Annotated in this window: 20 protein-coding genes and 1 pseudogene; 9 read left to right on the top strand and 12 right to left on the bottom strand. The window is 70.7% G+C overall.

All coding sequences use genetic code 11. From position 1 onward, the window contains the following. Positions 1-78 precede the first annotated feature (78 nt). Both AB0K36_RS00290 and AB0K36_RS00285 read left to right on the top strand, forming a co-directional pair. Positions 79-468, top strand: coding sequence for a PLD nuclease N-terminal domain-containing protein (locus tag AB0K36_RS00290; protein WP_189467092.1), 390 nt, complete (start codon positions 79-81; stop codon positions 466-468). 1 nt (position 469) lies between these two features. Then, positions 470-1,363, top strand: a complete 894-nt coding sequence (locus tag AB0K36_RS00285; protein ID WP_364586223.1) for a LysR family transcriptional regulator — start codon at positions 470-472, stop codon at positions 1,361-1,363. Here the strand turns inward: AB0K36_RS00285 and AB0K36_RS00280 are convergent. Further along, positions 1,320-2,333 carry a DMT family transporter gene (locus AB0K36_RS00280; RefSeq protein WP_364586220.1) on the bottom strand — a complete coding sequence of 338 codons (1,014 nt, stop codon included), beginning with the start codon at positions 2,331-2,333 and terminating at the stop codon, positions 1,320-1,322. The genes AB0K36_RS00285 and AB0K36_RS00280 overlap by 44 nt on opposite strands. A gap of 108 nt (positions 2,334-2,441) precedes the next feature. Here AB0K36_RS00280 and AB0K36_RS00275 point away from each other — a divergent pair, with 108 nt between their 5' ends. Next, on the top strand, positions 2,442-2,891 hold the full coding sequence (locus AB0K36_RS00275) for a nucleoside deaminase (protein ID WP_364586217.1): 450 nt from the start codon (positions 2,442-2,444) through the stop codon (positions 2,889-2,891). 9 nt (positions 2,892-2,900) lie between these two features. Here the strand turns inward: AB0K36_RS00275 and AB0K36_RS00270 are convergent, their stop codons facing one another. The 8 genes from AB0K36_RS00270 to hemL form a co-directional block, all read right to left on the bottom strand. Beyond that, positions 2,901-3,416 (bottom strand): SRPBCC domain-containing protein, encoded by a 516-nt coding sequence (locus tag AB0K36_RS00270; RefSeq protein ID WP_364586214.1) that lies wholly within the window; start codon positions 3,414-3,416, stop codon positions 2,901-2,903. A gap of 37 nt (positions 3,417-3,453) precedes the next feature. After that, positions 3,454-4,539, bottom strand: coding sequence for a c-type cytochrome biogenesis protein CcsB (gene ccsB, locus AB0K36_RS00265; protein WP_364586211.1), 1,086 nt, complete (start codon positions 4,537-4,539; stop codon positions 3,454-3,456). Continuing rightward, the gene (gene resB, locus AB0K36_RS00260) at positions 4,536-6,209 is read right to left on the bottom strand and encodes a cytochrome c biogenesis protein ResB (protein ID WP_364586208.1); all 1,674 of its coding nucleotides are present in this window, start codon (positions 6,207-6,209) and stop codon (positions 4,536-4,538) included. Before resB ends, ccsB begins: the two co-directional genes overlap by 4 nt. 4 nt (positions 6,210-6,213) lie before the next feature. Then, positions 6,214-6,951, bottom strand: a complete 738-nt coding sequence (locus AB0K36_RS00255; RefSeq protein WP_364586205.1) for a cytochrome c biogenesis CcdA family protein — start codon at positions 6,949-6,951, stop codon at positions 6,214-6,216. Between the two features lie 31 nt (positions 6,952-6,982). After that, a complete protein-coding gene (locus AB0K36_RS00250) occupies positions 6,983-7,582 on the bottom strand; it encodes a TlpA family protein disulfide reductase (RefSeq protein WP_364586202.1) in 600 nt (199 codons plus the stop codon). Positions 7,583-7,650: 68 nt separating this feature from the next. Beyond that, positions 7,651-8,901 (bottom strand): polysaccharide deacetylase family protein, encoded by a 1,251-nt coding sequence (locus AB0K36_RS00245; protein WP_364586199.1) that lies wholly within the window; start codon positions 8,899-8,901, stop codon positions 7,651-7,653. Between the two features lie 148 nt (positions 8,902-9,049). Beyond that, positions 9,050-9,697, bottom strand: coding sequence for a histidine phosphatase family protein (locus tag AB0K36_RS00240; protein WP_364586963.1), 648 nt, complete (start codon positions 9,695-9,697; stop codon positions 9,050-9,052). A gap of 146 nt (positions 9,698-9,843) precedes the next feature. Further along, entirely contained in the window at positions 9,844-11,160 is a 1,317-nt protein-coding gene (hemL, locus tag AB0K36_RS00235; RefSeq protein ID WP_364586196.1) for a glutamate-1-semialdehyde 2,1-aminomutase, read from the bottom strand. Positions 11,161-11,276: 116 nt separating this feature from the next. On the opposite strand from hemL, the gene AB0K36_RS00230 reads away from it, so the two are divergent. Further along, complete coding sequence (locus AB0K36_RS00230) at positions 11,277-11,831, top strand: hypothetical protein (protein WP_182327717.1); 555 nt, start codon at positions 11,277-11,279, stop codon at positions 11,829-11,831. 196 nt (positions 11,832-12,027) lie between these two features. Here AB0K36_RS00230 and AB0K36_RS00225 read toward each other — a convergent pair whose 3' ends face one another. After that, positions 12,028-12,624 (bottom strand): DM13 domain-containing protein, encoded by a 597-nt coding sequence (locus AB0K36_RS00225; RefSeq protein ID WP_364586193.1) that lies wholly within the window; start codon positions 12,622-12,624, stop codon positions 12,028-12,030. Positions 12,625-12,906: 282 nt separating this feature from the next. Between AB0K36_RS00225 and AB0K36_RS00220 the strand changes: the two genes are divergently transcribed. Beyond that, positions 12,907-13,782 carry a glycosyltransferase family 2 protein gene (locus AB0K36_RS00220; protein ID WP_364586190.1) on the top strand — a complete coding sequence of 292 codons (876 nt, stop codon included), beginning with the start codon at positions 12,907-12,909 and terminating at the stop codon, positions 13,780-13,782. 293 nt (positions 13,783-14,075) lie between these two features. On the opposite strand, the gene AB0K36_RS00215 is transcribed toward AB0K36_RS00220, so the two are convergent. After that, complete coding sequence (locus AB0K36_RS00215) at positions 14,076-14,657, bottom strand: TIGR03086 family metal-binding protein (protein ID WP_364586188.1); 582 nt, start codon at positions 14,655-14,657, stop codon at positions 14,076-14,078. Between the two features lie 74 nt (positions 14,658-14,731). On the opposite strand from AB0K36_RS00215, the gene AB0K36_RS00210 reads away from it, so the two are divergent. The 3 genes from AB0K36_RS00210 (at position 14,732) to AB0K36_RS00200 (ending at position 17,010) form a co-directional block, all read left to right on the top strand. Next, positions 14,732-15,607: a DUF6597 domain-containing transcriptional factor gene (locus AB0K36_RS00210; RefSeq protein ID WP_364586185.1), complete on the top strand. Its 876-nt coding sequence runs from the start codon at positions 14,732-14,734 to the stop codon at positions 15,605-15,607. A gap of 45 nt (positions 15,608-15,652) precedes the next feature. After that, positions 15,653-16,195 carry a GNAT family N-acetyltransferase gene (locus AB0K36_RS00205; protein WP_364586182.1) on the top strand — a complete coding sequence of 181 codons (543 nt, stop codon included), beginning with the start codon at positions 15,653-15,655 and terminating at the stop codon, positions 16,193-16,195. Positions 16,196-16,284: 89 nt separating this feature from the next. Further along, positions 16,285-17,010: a Mut7-C RNAse domain-containing protein gene (locus tag AB0K36_RS00200; RefSeq protein ID WP_364586179.1), complete on the top strand. Its 726-nt coding sequence runs from the start codon at positions 16,285-16,287 to the stop codon at positions 17,008-17,010. A 180-nt stretch (positions 17,011-17,190) separates the two neighbouring features. Here the strand turns inward: AB0K36_RS00200 and AB0K36_RS00195 are convergent. Then, positions 17,191-17,751, bottom strand: a pseudogene (locus AB0K36_RS00195) (TetR/AcrR family transcriptional regulator); the annotation flags it as partial. A 142-nt stretch (positions 17,752-17,893) separates the two neighbouring features. On the opposite strand from AB0K36_RS00195, the gene AB0K36_RS00190 reads away from it, so the two are divergent. Continuing rightward, positions 17,894-19,399: an FAD-dependent monooxygenase gene (locus AB0K36_RS00190; protein WP_364586176.1), complete on the top strand. Its 1,506-nt coding sequence runs from the start codon at positions 17,894-17,896 to the stop codon at positions 19,397-19,399. The last annotated feature ends 17 nt before the right edge of the window (positions 19,400-19,416 follow it).

Below are 19,416 nucleotides of genomic sequence, written 5' to 3'. Positions count from 1 at the left end.
CGGTCACCCGCTACCCTGGCCCCGTCACCGGGGCCGGGGAAACGCCGCCCCGCCTAAGTCTCCAGGGGGCTGTCCCACATGCTCAGGGCGCTGATGTACATCCTGCCGCTGGCGCTGACGATCTACGCGTTCGTCGACTGCCTGAACACCCCCGAGGACGAGGCGAAGCATCTCCCCAAGCTGGCCTGGGTGTTCATCATCCTGCTCTTCTGGATCGTCGGCCCGATCGTCTGGTTCGCCGCCGGCAAGATGCGGCACGCCCCGGCCGGCGGCCGCACCCCCTCCGAGTGGCACCGCAATCACCGCACGCAGTGGGTCGCCCCTGACGACAACCCCGACTTCCTGAAGTCCCTCAAGGACGAGAACGAGAAGGACGAGGCGGTCCTCAAGGACTGGGAGGCCGACCTGCGCCGCCGCGAGGACGAGCTGAAGAAGCGCGAGCAGGGCGGCGAGGGCGACAAGTCCTGACGTGGAGATCCGCCTGCTGGTCACCTTCGAGAAGGTCGCGGCCCACCTCAGCTTCACGCAGGCCGCGGCCGAGCTGAAGTACGCCCAGTCGAGCGTCACCAGCCAGATCCGCTCGCTGGAGAGCTCCCTGGGCACCGAGCTGTTCGACCGGCTCGGCAGCCGCATCCGGCTCACGGAGGCGGGCGAACGACTGGTGCCGTACGCCCGAAGGATCATCGAGCTGTCCGAAGAGGCGCGCGCGGCCGTCGTCGAGACCGACGAACCGGCGGGCGCCATCAACATCGGCACCATGGAGTCGCTCACCTCCTACCGGCTCCCGGAACTGCTCGAGCTGTTCCACCACCGCTATCCGCGGGTCAAGCTCTCCCTGCGCCCCACCCTGGGCGACGAGACCCGGCAGGCACTGCGCCTCGGCGTGTACGACATCGGCTTCCTGATGGAACGGGAGACGGAGCACACGGGCCTTCAGAGCGAGGTCCTGGCTCCGGAGCCGCTGGTGCTCGTTGCCGCGCCCGGCCATGCGCTGGCGGGGGCCGGGGAGCTGACCACCGCCGACCTGGCGGAGGCCCAGTTGGTGGGCACCGAGCCGGGCTGCCCGTACCGGGACCTGTTCGAGGGCGAGCTGCGCGAGCGGACCGGGGCGCCGCCGCCGTTCATGGAGTTCGGCACGATCGAGGCCACCAAGCGGGGTGTGGCCGCGGGTCTCGGGGTCGCGCTGCTGCCCCGGATGACGGTCCGTGCGGAGCTGGCGTCCGGGGCGCTGGTCGCGCTGCCGTGGGAGCCGCCGTTCCGGCTGCACACGCAAGTGGCGTGGCGGGAGGGGAAGCGGCTGCCCCGGCATGTGCGGCTGTTCATCGACGAGACGGTACGGCTGGTGCGGGAGCAGGAGTCGTAGCGGGAGCCTGGGTCGTCGCGGGAGCCTGAGTCATCGCGGGAGCCTCAGTGGTAGCGGGAGCCTCGGTCGTCGCGGAGCGGGCGGCGGTGCGCGGCTGCCGGGCGCGGTTGATCCGCAGCGAGGCCAGCAGGATCAGCGGGACGCCCAGCGCCTGGACGAGCCCGATGTGGTGCCCGTACACGGCCCGGTCCGCGACCATGGCGACGGCCGGGTAGACGAAGGCCAGCACGGCGATCTTCGCGGTGGCGAGCTTCTGGTAGGCCGAGTACATCAGCACGTACATCAGGCAGGTGTGGATCAGGCCGAGGCCCACCAGCCAGGCCCAGCCGGCGCCGAGGCCGCTCACCGCCGCGAAGTCGGCGAAGGGCAGCAGCAACGGGATACCGACCACCACCTGCACCAGCGCCACCAGATGCGGCCTCACCCCGGTGACACGCTTGGTGATCACCGTCGAGACCGCGTAGAACAGCGCGGCCAGCAGGGCGAATCCCAGCCCGGCGAGCGGGCCGGGGTCCGTGGGGCTCACCCCGGACACGAGGACGAGGCCGGCGAACGCGACGCCGAGCCAGCCGAAGGTCGCGGCGGTCAGCCGCTCCTTGAACAGCAGCGCGCCGAGCAGCACCACGTAGAACGGCTGGGTGTGATAGACGACGGTCGCGAGCGAGATGGACGACTCCTCGTACGCCTCGAAGAGGAACACCCAGTTGAAGACGATGAACACGCCGCCGAGCGCGGCGAGCGCCAGCTTCTTCGGCGTGAAGGCGTGGTCGGTGAAGTAGCCGCGTGCCAGGCAGTAGGCGCCGAGCGCGAGGGCGCCGAACAGGCAGCGGAAGAACACGACCTCGAACGGGGAGGCGCCCGACTCGACGACGAAGATGCCGAGGGTGCCGGAGAGCACCATGGCCAGGGTGAGTTCGACGGTGCCGCGCCGGGTGGCGTTCGCGGCGGTCTGCGCGGTCTCGGTTGTCATGTCTGTGAAGCTACGAGCGGCACACCGGGGCGGTCCACGCGCCAGTGGGGCGTCCTGCCGATGGGCCCATAGGCGCGTCCGATGGGCCCCGACGCGGAGAGGAAGCGCATGGCACAGGACAGGTACGGGACATGGCTGGAGACGGCCGTGGCCGAGGCCCGGGCCGGCCTCGCGGAGGGCGGCATCCCCATCGGGGCCGCGCTCTACGGCGCGGACGGCGCCCTCCTCGGCCGTGGCCGCAACCGCCGTGTGCAGGACGGTGATCCGTCGGCGCACGCCGAGACGGAGGCGTTCCGCGCCGCGGGGCGGCAGCGTTCCTACCGCGGCACGACGATGGTGACGACCCTGTCGCCCTGCTGGTACTGCAGCGGCCTGGTGCGGCAGTTCGGCATCTCACGGGTGGTGATCGGAGAGGCGGAGACCTTCCACGGCGGCCACGACTGGCTGGCCGGGAACGGCGTGGAGATCGTGCTCCTCGACGACCCCGCGTGCCGGTCGATGATGCGCGATTTCGTCGCCGCGAGCCCCGGCCTCTGGCAGGAGGACATCGGCGCCTGAGCGGCGCCGCTACGCCGCGGCGTAGGAGTCACGCAGCTCCCGCCAGCGCTTCGGTGTCCAGGTGGCCCAGTCGGTCGTCGGGCTGCCGCCGAGGGCGTCGTCGAGCAGTTCGAAGTGGTTGTGCCAGCCGGCCAGACAGTCCAGCAGCACGCCGTCGTCGCAGCGCAGTTCGTTGGTGAAGCGCAGCACGGTGCCGTTGTCGCCGTGCGGTTCGAGGTGGAAGCGGATACGGCCGTGGACGGAGACGGTGTACTCGGCGACCCGCTCCACGTCCCAGGCGGTGACACGTCCTTCGGCGACGGTGTGCCGGCCGTCGGCGTCCGCGTTGAGCCAGCGGAGCCGGACCGCGCCGCCGACTCTCGGTTCGAGTACGTCGGCGGCGCAGAGCCAGGTCGGCAGCCCTTCGGGCGTGGCGACGGCGGCCCATACCCGGATCACCGGATGCGGCAGGTGGAGTTCGTACCGCAACAGGTGAGTGCCGTCGTCCCGGGTCTCGACGGTGCCGTGGGGGATTACGTCACTCATGCATCCAGCGTCACCCCTCGGTGGCGTGGGCGCTACCTCACTCCACGCCCGCGTACGAGTGCAGGCTGTTCACGAACATGTTCACGCCGTAGTAGTTGAACAGCCAGCAGGCGAAGGCGATCAGCGCCAGGTACGCGGCCTTGCGGCCCTTCCAGCCGGCCGTCGCGCGGGCGTGCAGATAGGCGGCGTAGGCGACCCAGGTGATGAACGACCAGACCTCCTTGGCGTCCCAGCCCCAGTAGCGGCCCCACGCGTCGCCGGCCCAGATCGCGCCCGCGATGATCGTGAACGTCCACAGCGGGAAGACCGCGGCGTTGACGCGGTAGGAGAACTTGTCGAGCGACGCGGCGGCGGGCAGCCGCTCCAGGACCGAGGTGGCGAAGCGGCCGGGCTTGCCGCCGCGCGCCAGCTTGGCCTCGTAGGAGTCGCGGAACAGGTAGAGCACGGTGCCCACGGCGCCGAGGTAGAAGACCGCGCCGCAGAAGATCGCGGTGGAGACGTGGATCCACAGCCAGTACGAGTCGAGGGCGGGGACCAGCTGGTCGCTCTCCGTGTAGAGCCAGGTGACGGCGACGCCCAGGTCGAGCAGCACGGTCGTGACCAGCGGCAGTCCGGCCCAGCGGACGTTCTTCTTGGCGAACAGCAGCGCCAGGTACACACCCACGACGACGGTCGAGAACGTCGTGGAGAACTCGTACATGTTGCCCCACGGCGCCCGCTGCACCGACAGGGCGCGGGAGGTGACGCCGGCCGCCTCGATCAGGAAGGCGAGCGCGGTCAGCGACACGGCGATGCGGCCGTACAGGTCACCGCTCTCGGTGCCGCCGTGCGCGCCCGGGCCGTCGGGGACGTCCCGGGTGCCGCTCGCGGACCGGGTGACGACCTTCGGCTTCTCCAGGACGGCGGTGCCGCCGCCCTGGACCTGGATCTTCGGGGCGTCGGCCGGGGTCTGCCGGTCGGGGGCGGTCAGTGCGGCGGCCGTACGGGCCACCTTGCTGCGGCTGCCGAGCGTCCACTCGGCGATGTGCGCGAAGAAGGCCAGCGTGTAGACGGCCATCGACGAATAGATCAGGTAGTTGCTGATCTCCGCCAGGTTCGCGTTGGTTGCGGCGGCGAGCGTCACTTCTCAGCCCCTTCGGCAGGAACTTCTACGGGTTCAGGCGCGGTCGGCGCCTGTGCATTGAGGGTCACGGCCAGCTCCGCCAGCTCCTCGGGGAGCTTCGCGGACTCGGCCCGGCCGAGGCCGGCCATCTCGACCACGGTCACACCGTCCGCGCCGCGCACCGCGCGCACCCAGACGCGGCGGCGCTGGATGAACAGTGAGCCGATCAGGCCGGTGATGGCCGCGATCGCGCCGGCCAGCGCCCAGCCGTTGCCGGGCTGCTGGGAGATCTGGAAGCTCGCCCACTCCTTCACCTCGTTCTCGAAGGTGATGGAGCCGGCGCCGTCGGGGAGCTTCATGGTCTCGCCGGGCCGCAGGCGCTGCTTGAGGATCTCCCCGTCGGCGTCCTTGAACTGCTCCATCTTGCGGGTGTCGAGCTGGTACACGTTCTGCGGCAGGCCGGCGTCGACGCCGAGGCTGCCGTGGTAGCCGGTGAGCGCGAGCACCGGGTACTCGAGCCCGGGGAACTGGGAGAACATGTCGCCGTGTCCCGCGCCGGCGAACGTCGGCACGAAGAAGGCCTGGAAGCCGAGCTGGTCCTTCTTGCCGTTCTTGTCCCGGTAGCCGTCCATCACCTTGATCGCGCCGGTCGAGGTGACGTTGGAGTCGATCGGCAGCAGCGGCACGGCGCCGCTGGAGACGACCTTGCCCTTGCCGTCCCTGACGGTGACGACGGGGGCGTAGCCGTGCGACAGCAGATAGACCTTGGTGCCGTCGACCTCGAGCGGCTTGTTGACCTCGATGACCGACTTCCGCGCGGGACCGTCGCCCTTGGACCAGGTGACGGCCGCCTCGTACGTGCGCGGGGTGCCCCGCTGCGGGCCGTCCTTGGCGTACGTCCCGGTGAAACTGTCCAGGCTGAAGCTGAACGGCACGAGTTCGTCGGTGTCGAACAGCGATCCGGACTTGAAGTCGTCGTACTGGATGAGCGTGTTGGAGAAGCCGTCGCCCTCGACGATCAGCTTTCCGCCCTCGGACTTGAACAGCGTCCCCGTGGCGAACGCCACCAGCATCACGATCAGCGACACGTGGAAGACGAGGTTGCCCGCCTCGCGCAGGTAGCCCTTCTCCGCGGCCACGGCGTCGCCTGCCGCGTCGGCGCGGAAGCGGCGCTTCTTCAGGACCGCGAGCGCCGCCTCGCGCACCTGCTCCGGATCGGTCTCGGTGCGCCAGGTGGTGTACGCGGGCAGGCGGGTGAGCCGCTTCGGCGCGCCCGGCGGCCGGCTGCGGAGCTGGCCGACGAACTGCCAGCTGCGCGGCACGATGCAGCCGATGAGCGAGACGAACAGCAGGATGTAGATCGCGGAGAACCACACCGAGCTGTAGACGTCGAAGAACTGGAGCTTCTCGTAGACCGGCGTCAGGAGGTCGTGCTGCTTCTTGAACGCCTGCACCTTGAGCTCGTCCACGCTGTTCTGCGGGACGAGGGAGCCGGGGATGGCGCCGAGCGACAGCATGAACAGCAGGATCAGCGCGACCCGCATGGAGGTGAGCTGGCGCCAGAACCAGCGGACCCAGCCGACGACGGAGAGCGTGGGGCCGCCGATGGCCTGGTCGGCCGGATTCTCCGTGGGGGCGGTGGACAGCTGCGCTCCGGCGTCGCCGAGGTCGCGCTCTTCGGTCTTGCTCATGAACTCAGATCCCCACCGTGAAGCCGTTCGACCATCCCTGCATCTCCTGCACCAGGGTGTCCCATGCACCTGTGAGCAGCAGCAGACCGGTCGCGATCATCATGATCCCGCCGATCCGCATCACCCATGTGTAGTGCCGCTTGATCCAGCCGAAGGCGCCGAGCGCCTTGCGGAAGGCGACCGCGGCGGCGATGAACGGCAGACCGAGACCGAGGCAGTACGCGACAGACAGTACGGCCCCGCGGCCCGCGCTTCCCTCGTTGAGCGCGAGGGCCTGCACCGACGCGAGGGTCGGGCCGATGCACGGGGCCCAGCCAACTCCGAACAGGGCACCGAGGAGCGGCGCGCCGACCAGGCCGGTCGCCGGCTTCTTGTGGAAGCGGAACTCGCGCTGGGTGAGCCAGGGCATCAGCCCCATGAAGAACACGCCCAGCAGGACCATCAGCACGCCGAGGACCTTGGACAGCACGTCCCGGTGTCCCAGCAGGGTGTTGCCGAAGTAGCCGAAGAAGGCGCCGCCGGAGACGAAGACGACGGTGAAGCCGAGGACGAACAGCGACGCGCCGACGACCATCCGGCCGCGCCTGGCGTCGGCAAGGTCGGTGCCGGTGACGCCGGTCACGTAGGAGAGGTAGCCGGGCACCAGGGGCAGGACGCACGGCGAGAAGAAGGAGACGAGTCCGCCGAGCACGGCGATGGGCAGGGCGAGGAGCAGCGCGCCGCCGAACACCGTCTCGTTCATGCCGGACGCTGCGGCCAGAACTTCCACAGGATCACTTCTCCGCGATCAACGGGTCGATCATCTTGCGAAGTTCCTCGTCGTCGAGCGCCTTGAGCGATCGCGCGGCGATCTTCCCTTCCCGGTCGAGGACGATCGTGGAGGGAATGGCCTGCGGGTTGAGGCTGCCCTTGGGGAAACCGTTGACGATCAGTTTCCCGATCGGGTCGTAGAGGCTCGGATATCCGACGCCGTAATCCTTCTCGAAGGCGAGGGCGGGGCCCTTCTGCGGGTCGCGGGTGTTGATCCCGACGAACGCGACGCCGTCCGCCTCGGTCTCCTTGGCGACCTTCGCGAAATAGGGCGCCTCGGAACGGCAGGGGGCGCACCATGATCCCCAGACGTTCATCACGACGATCTTGCCCTTGAGGTCGGCGATGTCGAGGTGTCCGCCGTCGAGGGTCTGGCCCGCGAGCTTCTTGGGGGCCTGACGCTCGCCCTTGGCGACCGTGTCGATGCCACCGGTCCCGGTGACGAAGTTCGTGTCACCGCCGCCTCCGGACTTCCCACCGTCGCCGCAGGCCGACAGGGTGAGCGCACCTGCGGCGACCAGGGCGGTCAGCAGGGCGGCGCGGGGGGCACGGCTAAGGCTCATGTGAAAAGTTTCGCATGGCCCTGGCGGGGATCTTCCGCACCCCCCTGCGTGCCCGTTAAGGGCCGTTGTCAAGCGGCCTTAAAGAATGCGTTCCAACCACCCGTCGGCGCCTGGCCGGTCCCGAGCGTACGCAGCTTGGCGAGCACCTGCGGATCCTGCACATCGAGCCAGTCGCAGAACTGCCGGAAGGACACCAGCCGTACGTCCTTCTTGCCGGCCATGCCTTTGAGTGCTTCCTCCACGGCGTCCATGTAGATGCCGCCGTTCCACTGTTCGAAGTGGTTGCCTATGAAGAAGGGTGCGCGATTGGTCTCGTAGGCCCGTTGGAATCCGGCGAGATAGGCGTCCCGCGCCTGCTTCTTCCAGCCCGGATAGCGGGAGGGCATGCCGTTGGTCGAGTTCTTCGACTGATTGGCCAGCATGTTGTAGTCCATGGAGAGGACTTCGAAGGTGTGGCCGGGGAACGGGACGGACTGGAGCGGCAGGTCCCAGATGCCGAGCTTCTTCCCGGGCCACATCTGGTGGCCGCCGGGTGAGCTGGCGTCGTAGCGCCAGCCGAGCCGCTTGGCCGTCGGCAGCAGCCTGTCCTGGCCGAGCAGGCAGGGAGTGCGGCCGCCGACGAGTTCCTTGCGGTAGTCGAAGGGCAGCGGGTCGATGTCGTGCCAGCCGCTGTTGGTGCGCCATTCGGTGACGAACTTCACAGCCTGGTCGATCTCGCTCTGCCAGTCCGCGGAGGTCCAGTTGCCGACGGATCCGGAACCACCGCAGAAATGCCCGTTGAAATGGGTGCCTATCTCATGGCCGTCGAGCCACGCCTGGCGTATGCACTTCAGCGTGTCCTTGATGTGGTCGTCCGTGAGATAACCGATGTCGGAGGCGCCGATGGTGTTGTTGGGCGGCCGGTAGAGCGACTTCTTCGATTCGGGCAGCAGATAGATGCCGGAGAGGAAGAAGGTCATTCCCGCGCCGTGGTCCCTGGCGAGTTCCAGGAAACGGGGGAAGAGGCCGTTGCCGACTTCGCCCGCACCGTCCCAGGAGAAGATCACGAATTGCGGCGGCGTCTGGCCCGGTTCGAGCGGGACGGGCCTCGGCGGCTGGTGCGGCTGCTTTCCCGTGTCGGCGGTGGAACCGTCGCCGATCAGCCGCACGGGGTTCTTCGACGGGGAGGGGCTGCTACCGCCCTTGCCCTGGCCGACCCCCTCGGCCGGGTCTGCCTGTCCGCCTCCGCCGAAGCCGTTGGAGCCGCAGCCCGCCACCCCGACGGCCGCTGCGGCCCCAAGTCCCGCTCCCAGCAATCCCCTTCGGCTGATCTCCCGCATGTCGTCCCCATCCACGCTCTCCTGGTCACGAGAGCAGTTGCTCGAACCGGCGAACAAACCGGCACAAGCTGAGATGCGCTGTGGAACTCGCGGGTTCCGGGGAACTCTGCTTATTTTTCTTGAATACGGGTGATCGAATACGGCTCGGCTAAGCGCCGAATGCCTTGCTCTTCCCCTTCACCGGCCTGGCGCCGGCGAGAAGATGCGGCGGCACAAGATCGCGGGCAGGTTCCGTGTATCCCACGGAGACGATCTTGTTGCCCTCGTACGTGAAGGTGGTCAGCGAGGCGAGCGTGCACTGCCGGCGCCGCGGGTCGTGCCACAGCCGACGGCGCTCCACGAAACTGCGCACCGTCCAGATGGGCAGCTGGTGGCTGACGCACACGGCCTCATGGCCGCGTGCGGCGTCCCGTGCCGCGTCCAGCGCCGCCATCATCCGCACGACCTGCTCCACGTACGGCTCGCCCCACGACGGGCGGAACGGGTTGGTCAGATGCCGCCAGTTGCCCGGCTTGCGCAGCGCGCCGTCGCCGACGCCGAACGTCTTGCCCTCGAAGACGTTGCCCGCCTCGATCAGCCGCTCGTCCGTCTCGAGAGAGAGACCGTGCCCCTTGGCGATGGGCATGGCCGTCTCCTGCGCGCGCTCCAGCGGCGAGGCGACGACATGGGTGATGTCCCGGCCGGAGAGGTGCTCGGCGACCCGGTCGGCCATCTGCCGCCCGAGCTCGGACAGGTGGTAGCCACTGCGGCGGCCGTAGAGGACACCGTCGGGATTGTGCACCTCGCCGTGGCGCATCAGGTGCACGACGGTGATGTCGCCGGCGTCGCTCCGGACGTCCCCGTCCGTGGCCGCGGCGCGCTCCAGGGCCGCCTCGACGGCACTGTCCTCGGGCGTCAGGGCGCCGGAGCCCTCGCCTCGCGCGGGACGGTGGCTGCCGGCGCTCATGCCGTGGCCTCCGCGGCGGCGCGGGCGGCGGCGGGCAGGGCGGCGGCGATCCGCTCGATCGCCCGCTCGTCGTGCGCGGTCGACACGAACCACGACTCGAACGCGGACGGCGGCAGGTAGACGCCCTGGGAGAGCATCGAGTGGAAGAAGGCGTTGAAGCGGAACGCCTCCTGCTTCTTGGCGTCCTCGTAGTCCCGGACCTCGGTCGGCGTGAAGAAGACGGAGAACATGTTGGACGCCGTCTGCAGCCGGTGGGCGACGCCCTCCTTGGTCAGCGCGTCCGTCACCAGGGCCTGGATCTCCTTCGAGACCGCGTTCACCGTGTCGTAGGCGGCGTCGTCGAGGAGCCGCAGCTGCGCGAGACCGGCGGCGGTGGCGACCGGGTTACCTGACAGGGTGCCCGCCTGGTAGACCGGGCCCGCCGGGGCGAGGTGCGCCATGACGTCCTCGCGGCCGCCGAACGCCGCGGCGGGGAAGCCGCCGCCCATGACCTTGCCGAAGGTCATCAGGTCGGGCGCGACACCGTCGACGCCGTACCAGCCGGCCTTCGAGGTACGGAAACCGGTCATCACCTCGTCGGAGATGTAGAGCGCGCCGTTCTGCGCGCACGCCGCCTTGAGTCCCTCGTTGAAACCGGGCCGCGGCGGGACGACACCCATGTTGCCGGGCGACGCCTCGGTGATCACACAGGCGATCTGGCCGGCGTTGGCGTGGAACGCGGCGTGCACCGCTTCAAGGTCGTTGTACGGGAGCACGATGGTGTCACCCGCCTGCGCGCCGGTGACCCCGGGCGTGTCGGGCAGGCCGAACGTCGCCACACCCGAACCGGCGGCGGCCAGCAGGGCGTCCACGTGGCCGTGGTAACAGCCGGCGAACTTGATGATCTTGGGTCGGCCGGTGAATCCGCGGGCCAGCCGGATCGCCGACATGGTCGCTTCCGTACCGCTGGAAACCAGCCGAACCTGCTCGACGGGCTCGACACGGGCAACGATCTCCTCGGCGAGGGCGACCTCTCCCTCGCCCGGCGTGCCGAACGACGTGCCGCGCGCGACCGCGGCCTGCACCGCCTCGATCACGGCCGGATGGGAGTGCCCGAGGATCATCGGCCCCCACGAGCACACGAGGTCGACATACTCGCGCCCGTCGGCATCGGTGAGGTACGGACCGGTACCGGACACCATGAACCGGGGCGTACCGCCCACAGCACGGAAGGCACGGACGGGAGAGTTCACGCCGCCGGGCGTCACGAGGGACGCGCGGTCGAAAAGCGTCTGCGAAACTGGGGCGTCATAGGGAAAGCTCACGGAATCCATGGTCTCAGAGGCTCGGACGTATCTGCGGACAGGTGTTTCACCGCACGTTCGTGGGGGAGGTCACTGTCACGATGATCGGGTTGCGCGGCGGGGGCTGCGAGTGGTCGGGTGGAGATATGCATCGCGGTGGCGGACTGGGCGAGGGGACCGACGACCTGGGTCCTGAGCCTGCCCGGCGCGGAAAGCACCGGCGAGGCGAAGGGGACGAGCCCGCGGGAGGCAGGAGCGGCCGAGTGGGGGTGACCTACAAATACTTCGGCGCGCCCGACGGAGCCACCGCGGCCCGGGTGCCGATTTCGATGCGCCCCGAGGAGCTCGGCGGCGACGAGCTCGGCATGGGCGGAATGTTCACGAAGATCAAGCCGGAGACCATAGCGGCCATGGTTCTCACCGGTATCCAGGGCATGCCGCTGAACAAGGTGCCGCCGCTGGAGCTCGTCGTCCTGCACCCCGACTACGCGGTGGTGAAGCTGCCGATGACCGTGGTCGATCCGCTGCGCGGCATCGGCGAGGAGTCGGTGGGTGCGGCGGCGTTCATATGGTCGACGGTCCCTGACCGGGGCGGTCCCAGGGACGCGTTCAACGTGTACCAACTGCTCCACGAATGGCAGGATTTCTCCCACCGGCTGCATGAGGCGGGGCATCAGCCGTACTGCCTGGTCTGGCCCTGACCCGGGATCTCCCGGGCGGCGGGCCGGATGCCCCGGCCCCACCCCCCGTCCGTACATCCTGACCTGCCACGGGACCTGCCCCCTGGCCATGGCCCTGGCCCGATCCTGACGTGCCCCCGGCCGACCCTGACGTGCCCCCGCCCGACCCTGACGTACCCGCCCGTTCCTGGCCCGCCCCCGGCCCGTCCGGCCGGCGTCAGGCGCGGCTGAGCTCCGCCGCGCCGAAGGACACGTCGAACCGGTCGCACCAGATGGTCACGCTGCTGTAGCCGGCCGGGTCGATGCCCTCGGGCAGGGCGTAGTTCTGGTCGCCCTTGTTCCCCTTGAGCTTGCCGAGGCTCACGTAGGCCCCGTCGTCGAAGACGTGCCAGCCGGCCCGGCCTTCCTTGACCGGCGCGTCGGTCAACCAGACGTGCAGGTCCGGGCCGTTGCTCGTGTCGAGGTTCTCCAGCCGGACGGTGTGGGAGCCGTCGGGCAGCCGGAGCAGCCGCACGGTGCCGGACGTCTCGTGCTCGTGGCTGATCAGCTCACCGGCCGCCAGCTTCGCCGGCCCGGCCGGTGCCGACGGCGACGCGGACGCCGCCGGCCCGCTCGGCGCGGCGGACGGCGACTCTGCGGCCCCGCCCGACGGCGCGGCGCCGACCGACGTCCCCGGCAACGCCTCCTGCACCGTCTCGTCCTGCCAGATCTTCCACGGCTGGAACCAGTACAGCCCCACGACGGCCGCCACCACGAACACGACCACCACCGCGACACCGGCCGGCCTGCTGAGTACCGAGCGCATGCGTCCCATCCCCGCCTCCTAGAACTGCTGTTGCAGACTTCTCATTCAACGAGATCCCGCACGGCTACGGCGCCGGGAAGTTATGACGGTTCCCTTACGCCGGCGCGCAGCGGCGTGCACGGCAGGCCGCTCTGCCGACCGGCCGCTGGCCGTTCGGCCCGCTCCGCGTCCCGCGTCCTGCGTCCCGCGTCCCGCCACGGACGGAGCCGCGCCACGTCGCGAGGCGTGCCCGGGCGGGCGCTCCGGCGACTGGCATCATCGGCATCCAGCCGACCACTGGAGTTCGCCGCCATGCCACTGCCGCGCATCGGAGTCGTCATCGTGACCATGGGCACGCGACCGCGTGAACTGGACGCACTGATCGCGTCGGTGGGCGCACAGGACGTTCCCGCGACGCGGATCGTACTGGTGGGCAACGCGACGCCGCTCACCGATGTGTCGGCCGACGTGACCAAGATCCCGCTGGAGGAGAACCTGGGCTGCCCCGGCGGGCGGAACGTCGGCCTGCGGGCCCTGCTCGACGCGGGTGACGTGGACGTCATCGTCGAACTCGACGACGACGGCCTGCTCATCACCGACGACGTTTTCCGCAAGGTGCGGCAGCTCTACGCGGCGGATCCGGCGCTCGGGATCGTGTCCTTCCGGGTCGCCGACGAACTCGGCGAGACGCAGCGACGGCACGTGCCGCGGCTGCGGGCCGGTGACCCCATGCGACGCGGGCCGGTGACCGCGTTCCTCGGGGGCGGCCATGCCCTGTCGGCGCCGATGCTCGCCGAGATCGGCACCTGGCCGGGGCACTTCTTCTTCTGCCACGAGGAGACGGACCTCGCCTGGCGAGCCCTGGACGCGGGCTGGAAGATCCTCTACGAACCCGACCTCGTCCTGCAGCACCCCAGGACCTCCCCGGCCAGGCACGCGGTGTACCACCGCTTCACCGCCCGCAACCGGGTCTGGCTCGCCAGGCGCCGGCTCCCCCTCCCCCTGGTGCCGGTCTACCTGGGCGTGTGGATCCTGCTCCACCTGGCGCGCACCCGTTCCGTCTCCGGGCTGAGCGCCTGGGGTGCCGGGCTGCTGGAGGGGGTGCGCACACCGTGCGGCGGTCGTCGGCCGATGAGGTGGCGCACGGTGTGGCACATGACCCGACTCGGCCGGCCTCCGGTCATCTAGCCCGGCCCCGGCCCCTGTCCCCGTCAGCCAGCGCCTCCGGTCGCCCGGCCCCTCCAACCAGCCGCCTCCGGTCCTCCGGCCCCCGTCAGCCAGCGCCTCCGGTCCTCCGGCCCCCGTCAGCCAGCGCCTCCGGTCGCCCGGCCCCTCCAACCAGCCGCCTCCGGTCCTCCGGCCCCCGTCAGCCAGCGCCTCCGGTCGTCCGTCCCGTCAGCCGGGCCGCCTCCGGTCGTCCGGCCGTCCGTGGAGCGCGTCCGGCAGCCGGGCGCGTCCGGAGAGGTCCCGCGGAGGGGCCGCTACGGACGCCGCCATCCCGGGTCGCGGCCGATCAGGGCCAGCAGGCGGTCGAGGTCGGACGCCCCGGCGCCGCCGTCGGGCAGCGGGAACTCCTCGCCGAAGGCGCCCATCTTCCGGCCGGTGGGGGCGAGCTCCTCGCAGGACCGGAACACTTCGGCGACGACGACGGGGTCGGGCGTGTACTCCTGTCCGGTGGCGCGGGCGAGGTCCCAGGCGTGCACGGTGAGGTCGTCGAGGGCCATCCGGCCGACGGTGCCGGCCGGCAGCCCCATCGCGCCCGACGTGCCCTCCTCGGCGCCGGGCTCCGCCCATGCCTTCACCAGTGCGGCCGTCTCCTTCTCGAAGGCGGCACGCCAGTCGCCGTGCCCGACGTAGTCCGGTGTGACGGAGAAGTCCGCATCCTTCTTTGCGGCCAGGGCCTGGAAGTTGACCATGACATGGAACAGGTGGTTCGCGAGGCCGCGCACGTCGTACTCGGCGCACGGCGTGGGGAGGCCGAGCTGTTCGTCGGTGATGCCGCACACCACCGGAACGGAGCGCTCTGCGGCCGCTGCGAGCAGTTCACTGAGGGGTTTCGTCATGGGCTCACGGTAGGCACCGTCACCGTGGCCGCGTATTGAAGAAACGCGACACCCGGCGGTCATAGGATCGGAGGATGACCGGTCCGCGACGCGACACGAGAGGCATCGTGGAAGCCCGCGAACTCTTCGCGCGGGTCCGTTTCCGGCGGCGCGAGCCCGCCTCCGCCCTGCGCCCGTATCTCGAGCACTACTGGCTGATCGACTGGGACCTGGCCGAGCCCTACGCCTCCCATGTGGTTCCCCACCCGTCGGTCAACGTGGTCTTCCAGCGGTACGACGACGAGCCCGCCCACGCCGAGGTCGCCGGCATCGGGCTGGAGCTGTTCACACACAAGCTGTCAGGGCGTGGCCGGGTCTGCGGGGTGCAGTTCCGGCCCGGCGGCTTCCGGCCGTTCGCGCCGGACCGGCCGGTGTCGGACTGGACAGGGCAACGGCTGCCGTTCGGTGACGTACTGCTGCCGGGCCGGGACGAAAAGACACTGCGCACGGCCGCGCACTCCGTCGTGGACCCGGAGGACGAGGACGCCAGGGTGGCCGCGCTGGACACCTTCCTGCTCGGGCTCGAACCGCGGCCGGACCCTCGGGCGGAACACGCCATGGAACTCGTCGAGCGGGTCCGTACCGACCGTTCCGTGCGGCGCGTGTCCCAACTCGCCGAGGCGGCGGGCCTGTCGGCCCGGTCCCTGCAGCGTCTCTTCGCCGGCTGGGTGGGCGTGGGGCCCAAGTGGGTCATCCTGCGCTACCGCATCCACGAGGCGCTGGAGCGCGCCGAGCAGGCCGACGAACAGACCGGCGTCCCCACCGGCGCGGCGGCGGGCCGACCGGCCGGCGGTGTCGACTGGGCGGCGCTCGCCGACGACCTGGGTTACAGCGACCAGGCCCATCTCGTAAGGGACTTCACGGCGACGGTCGGCGTCCCCCCGTCGGCGTACACAAGGGCGGCGCGGTAGCCGCACGGCCGGGCCGCTGTCGTACCCGGGCCCTACAGTGCGGACATGGACGGCAAAGCGATCCCGGTACGAATCGAGCCCTGGTCCGAGGACGACCTCGGTCTGCTCCGCGCGGCGAACGCCCCCGAGCTGATGGACCACCTCGGCGGCCCGGAGACGGAGGAGCAGCTCCTCAACCGCCATCGGCGGTACGTCGACCTGAGCGCCGACCGCACCGGGCGCGGCCGGATGTTCCGCATAGTCCTGGAGACCGGCGGGCGGGACGGCGGGGAGGCCGCGGGCACGGTCGGTTTCTGGGAGCAGACCTGGGAGGACGAGCAGGTCTACGAGACGGGCTGGAGCGTACTCCCCGCGTTCCAGGGCCTCGGGATCGCGACGGCGGGCACGCTGGCGGTCGTCGAGGCGGCGCGGGCCGAGCGGAAGCACCGGTTCCTGCACGCCTTCCCGTCCGTCTCCAACGGTCCGTCGAACGCGGTGTGCAGAAAGGCCGGCTTCTCTCTCGTCGGCGAGTGCGACTTCGAGTACCCGCCGGGCAATCTGCTGCGCAGCAACGACTGGTGCCTCGACCTGGGGCCGACGGGCGGGTGAGCCGGGCGAGGCCGGTGCGGCCCGGCCCGTGAGGCACGGCCGGGGAAAGCGCTGGCCGCTCCACCGCGGCCTTTGACATGCTGGGCGCTGTGAACGGACCGGAGATCACCATCGACGTCGCCCCCGAGCTGCGTCTTTTCGTCCCGTCGGACTACCGCCGCGGCCGTACGGCCCTGACCACCGACGGCTCCTCGACGCTCGGCCATGTCGTGGAATCCCTGGGCGTGCCGCTCACCGAGGCGGGCCGGCTGATGGTCGACGGCCGGCAGGTCCCCACCTCACACATCCCGGGCGCGGGAGAGCACGTCGAGGTGCACGGCGTGGACCGCCCGCAGCAGGTGCCCGGCGCCCCGCTGCGCTTCCTCCTCGACGTCCACCTCGGCACACTGGCCCGGCGGCTCCGTCTGCTCGGCGTCGACGCGGCGTACGAGAACGAGGACATCGGCGACCCGGCCCTCGCCACGCTGTCCGCCAAGGAGCGGCGGGTGCTGCTCTCGCGCGACCGGGGACTGCTGCGCCGCCGTGAGCTCTGGGCCGGGGCGTATGTGTACAGCGACCAGCCCGACGATCAACTGCGGGACGTGCTCCAGCGTTTCGCCCCCACGCTCGCGCCGTGGACGCGCTGCACGGCCTGCAACGGCCCGCTGAAGGAGGCCGACAAGGACTCCGTCCAGGAACAGCTTCAGCACGGCACGCAGCGCACGTACGACGTCTTCGCCCAGTGCACGGCGTGCGGCCGGGTGTACTGGCGCGGCGCCCACCACGCCCGCCTCGAGGCGATCGTCACGGACGCGCTGCGCACCTCGGGCGCGTAGGCCCGGCCGGATTCGAAGGAGGACCGGCCGGCTTCAGGGCCGGCCCTGCGTCGCCTGTGCGGTCTGCGCCGTCGGCTGTGTTCCCGGCCCCGCCTCCGGCACGGCCTCCGCGCCCGCTTCCTGTCCCGCCCCCTGGCCCGCTTCCGACCGCGACGGCGGCATCGCTTCCGTGCACGGCTCCGTGAGATAGCGCTGCACGGTCGGGGCGAGCCAGCTGACGACCTCGTCGCGGGGCATCTCCACGGCGGGCGGGAATTTCAGCACGTACCGGGCCATCGCCATGCCGAGTATCTGGGAGGAGATGAGCGCCGCGCGCCGGGGGGCCTCCGCGGGATCGGGGCACAGAGCCAGGGCGACCGGGCCCAGCTGGTCGCGGAAGATCGCGCGGGCGCGCTCCGCGGCCGCCTCGTTCGTGACGGCCGCGCGCAGCAGCGCCGTCAGGACCTCGTCCTGCTCCCAGCGGTCGAGGAAGTGCGTGACGAGCACCGCTCCCGCATGCCGGGCGGGGAGCGCGCCCAGCTCCGGCAGTCGCAGGTCGAACTCGGAGGCGGCCGCGAAGAGTCCCTCCTTGTTGCCGTAGTAGCGCATCACCATCGAGGGGTCGATCCCCGCGTCACGGGCGATCGCGCGGATCGTCGCCCGCTCGTATCCGTCGGCGGCGAAACGTTCGCGGGCGGCTTCGAGGATCGCGGCCCTGGTCGCGTCCGACCGGCGGGGTGCGCCGGGTGCTTCCGTCGTCATGCCAACAACTGTAGGCCAACGGGTGTTGACAAGCCAGAGCCGGGGTTTCTAAAGTTGCCAACAAGCGTTGACCAACAGATGTTGGCCCACAAGCGTTGACCATCGGCGCGGCCCTTCGGGCCGCCCGGACCAGGAGGCAGCCATGACCGGCAGGCCCGGCACCGGAAGCACGAGCGTTCACCGCACCACGTCGCAGACCACTCCGTCCGCCGAGCCCGCGCCCGTCCAGCCCGGCGCGGGGTTCGACACCGATGTACTGGTCGTAGGGGCGGGCCCCACCGGAATGCTGCTCGCCGGCGACCTGGCCGCCGCGGGCGTCGGCGTCACGCTCATCGAGCGCCGCCCCCACGAGAGAAGCAACATCACCCGCGCCTTCGGCGTGCACGCACGCACCCTGGAGCTGCTCGACGCCCGCGGCCTCGCCGACGAGCTGGTCCGCCACGGCACCCCCGTCACCGGCCTCAGGCTGTTCCGGCGCCTGTCCCTCGACCTGTCCCGGCTGCCCTCCCGCTTCCCGTTCCTCCTCATCACCCCGCAGTACGAGGTGGAGAAACTGCTGGAGCGCCGCGCCCTGGCCGCCGGCGTCGACTTCCGGTACGGGACGGAGCTCTCGGGTCTGGAGCGCTCCGGCTCCTCCGTCATCGCGCGGGCCACGGACCCGACCGGCACGCGGACCACTCTTCGCGCGCGCTACGTGGTCGGCACCGACGGTGTACGCAGCGCCGTGCGCGAGGCCATCGGCCTGCCCTTCCCCGGCGTTTCGGTGATCAGGTCCATCGTGCTCGCCGATGTGAAGCTCGCCGAGGAGCCCCCGGGACTCCTCACGGTGAACGGCGTGGGTGACGCCTTCGCCTTCATCGCCCCCTTCGGCGACGGCTGGTACCGCGTCATGGGCTGGAACCGCGGCCGTCAGGTGGCCGACGACGAGCCCGTCGGCATCGACGAGGTCCGCGACATCGCCCGCCGCGCCCTCGGAACCGACTTCGGGATGCACGATGCCCGCTGGATCTCCCGGTTCCACAGCGATGAGCGTCAGGCGCCGTCCTACCGCAAGGGCCGCATCTTCCTCGCCGGCGACGCCGCGCACGTCCACTCCCCCGCCGGCGGCCAGGGCATGAACACCGGCCTCCAGGACGCGGCGAACCTCTCGTGGAAGCTCGCCTCCGTCGTCCTGGGCCGTGCCCCCGACCCCGAAGCCCTGCTCGACAGCTATGAGTCGGAGCGCCATCCGGTCGGCGCGGCGGTGCTGCGCAGCAGCGGCGCCATCGTGCGCCTCGCCATGGCCCGCAGCCCGTTCCAGCGCGCGGCACGCTCACTCGCCGCCGCGTTCCTGAACGCCGTCCGCCCCGCCTCAGCCAAAGCGATGGGCATGATCTCCGGCATCGGCATCTCCTACGGCGCACCCCGCGGCGCCCACCGCCTCACCGGACGGCGCGCACCCGACCTGCGGCTCGCTGAGGGCCGGCTCTACGAACTGCTCCGCGAGGGCGAGTTCGTCCTCGTGAGCGCTCCCGGCAGCGAGCCCGACGTCCCGCCCGCCCCCGGCCGTGTCATACGGGCCCACTGGACGACGGACCGGCGCACCGCGCTCCTCGTCCGCCCCGACGGCTACATCGCCTGGGCGTCGGGAGCCGGCATACCGCGGTGACCCGGCAGACCGGGGGC

The organism is Streptomyces kurssanovii, assembly GCF_040677245.1.
GTDB lineage: Bacteria > Actinomycetota > Actinomycetes > Streptomycetales > Streptomycetaceae > Streptomyces > Streptomyces kurssanovii.
Note: the sequence above shows the minus strand (reverse complement) of the source record. Positions and strands in the feature narration are given on the sequence as shown.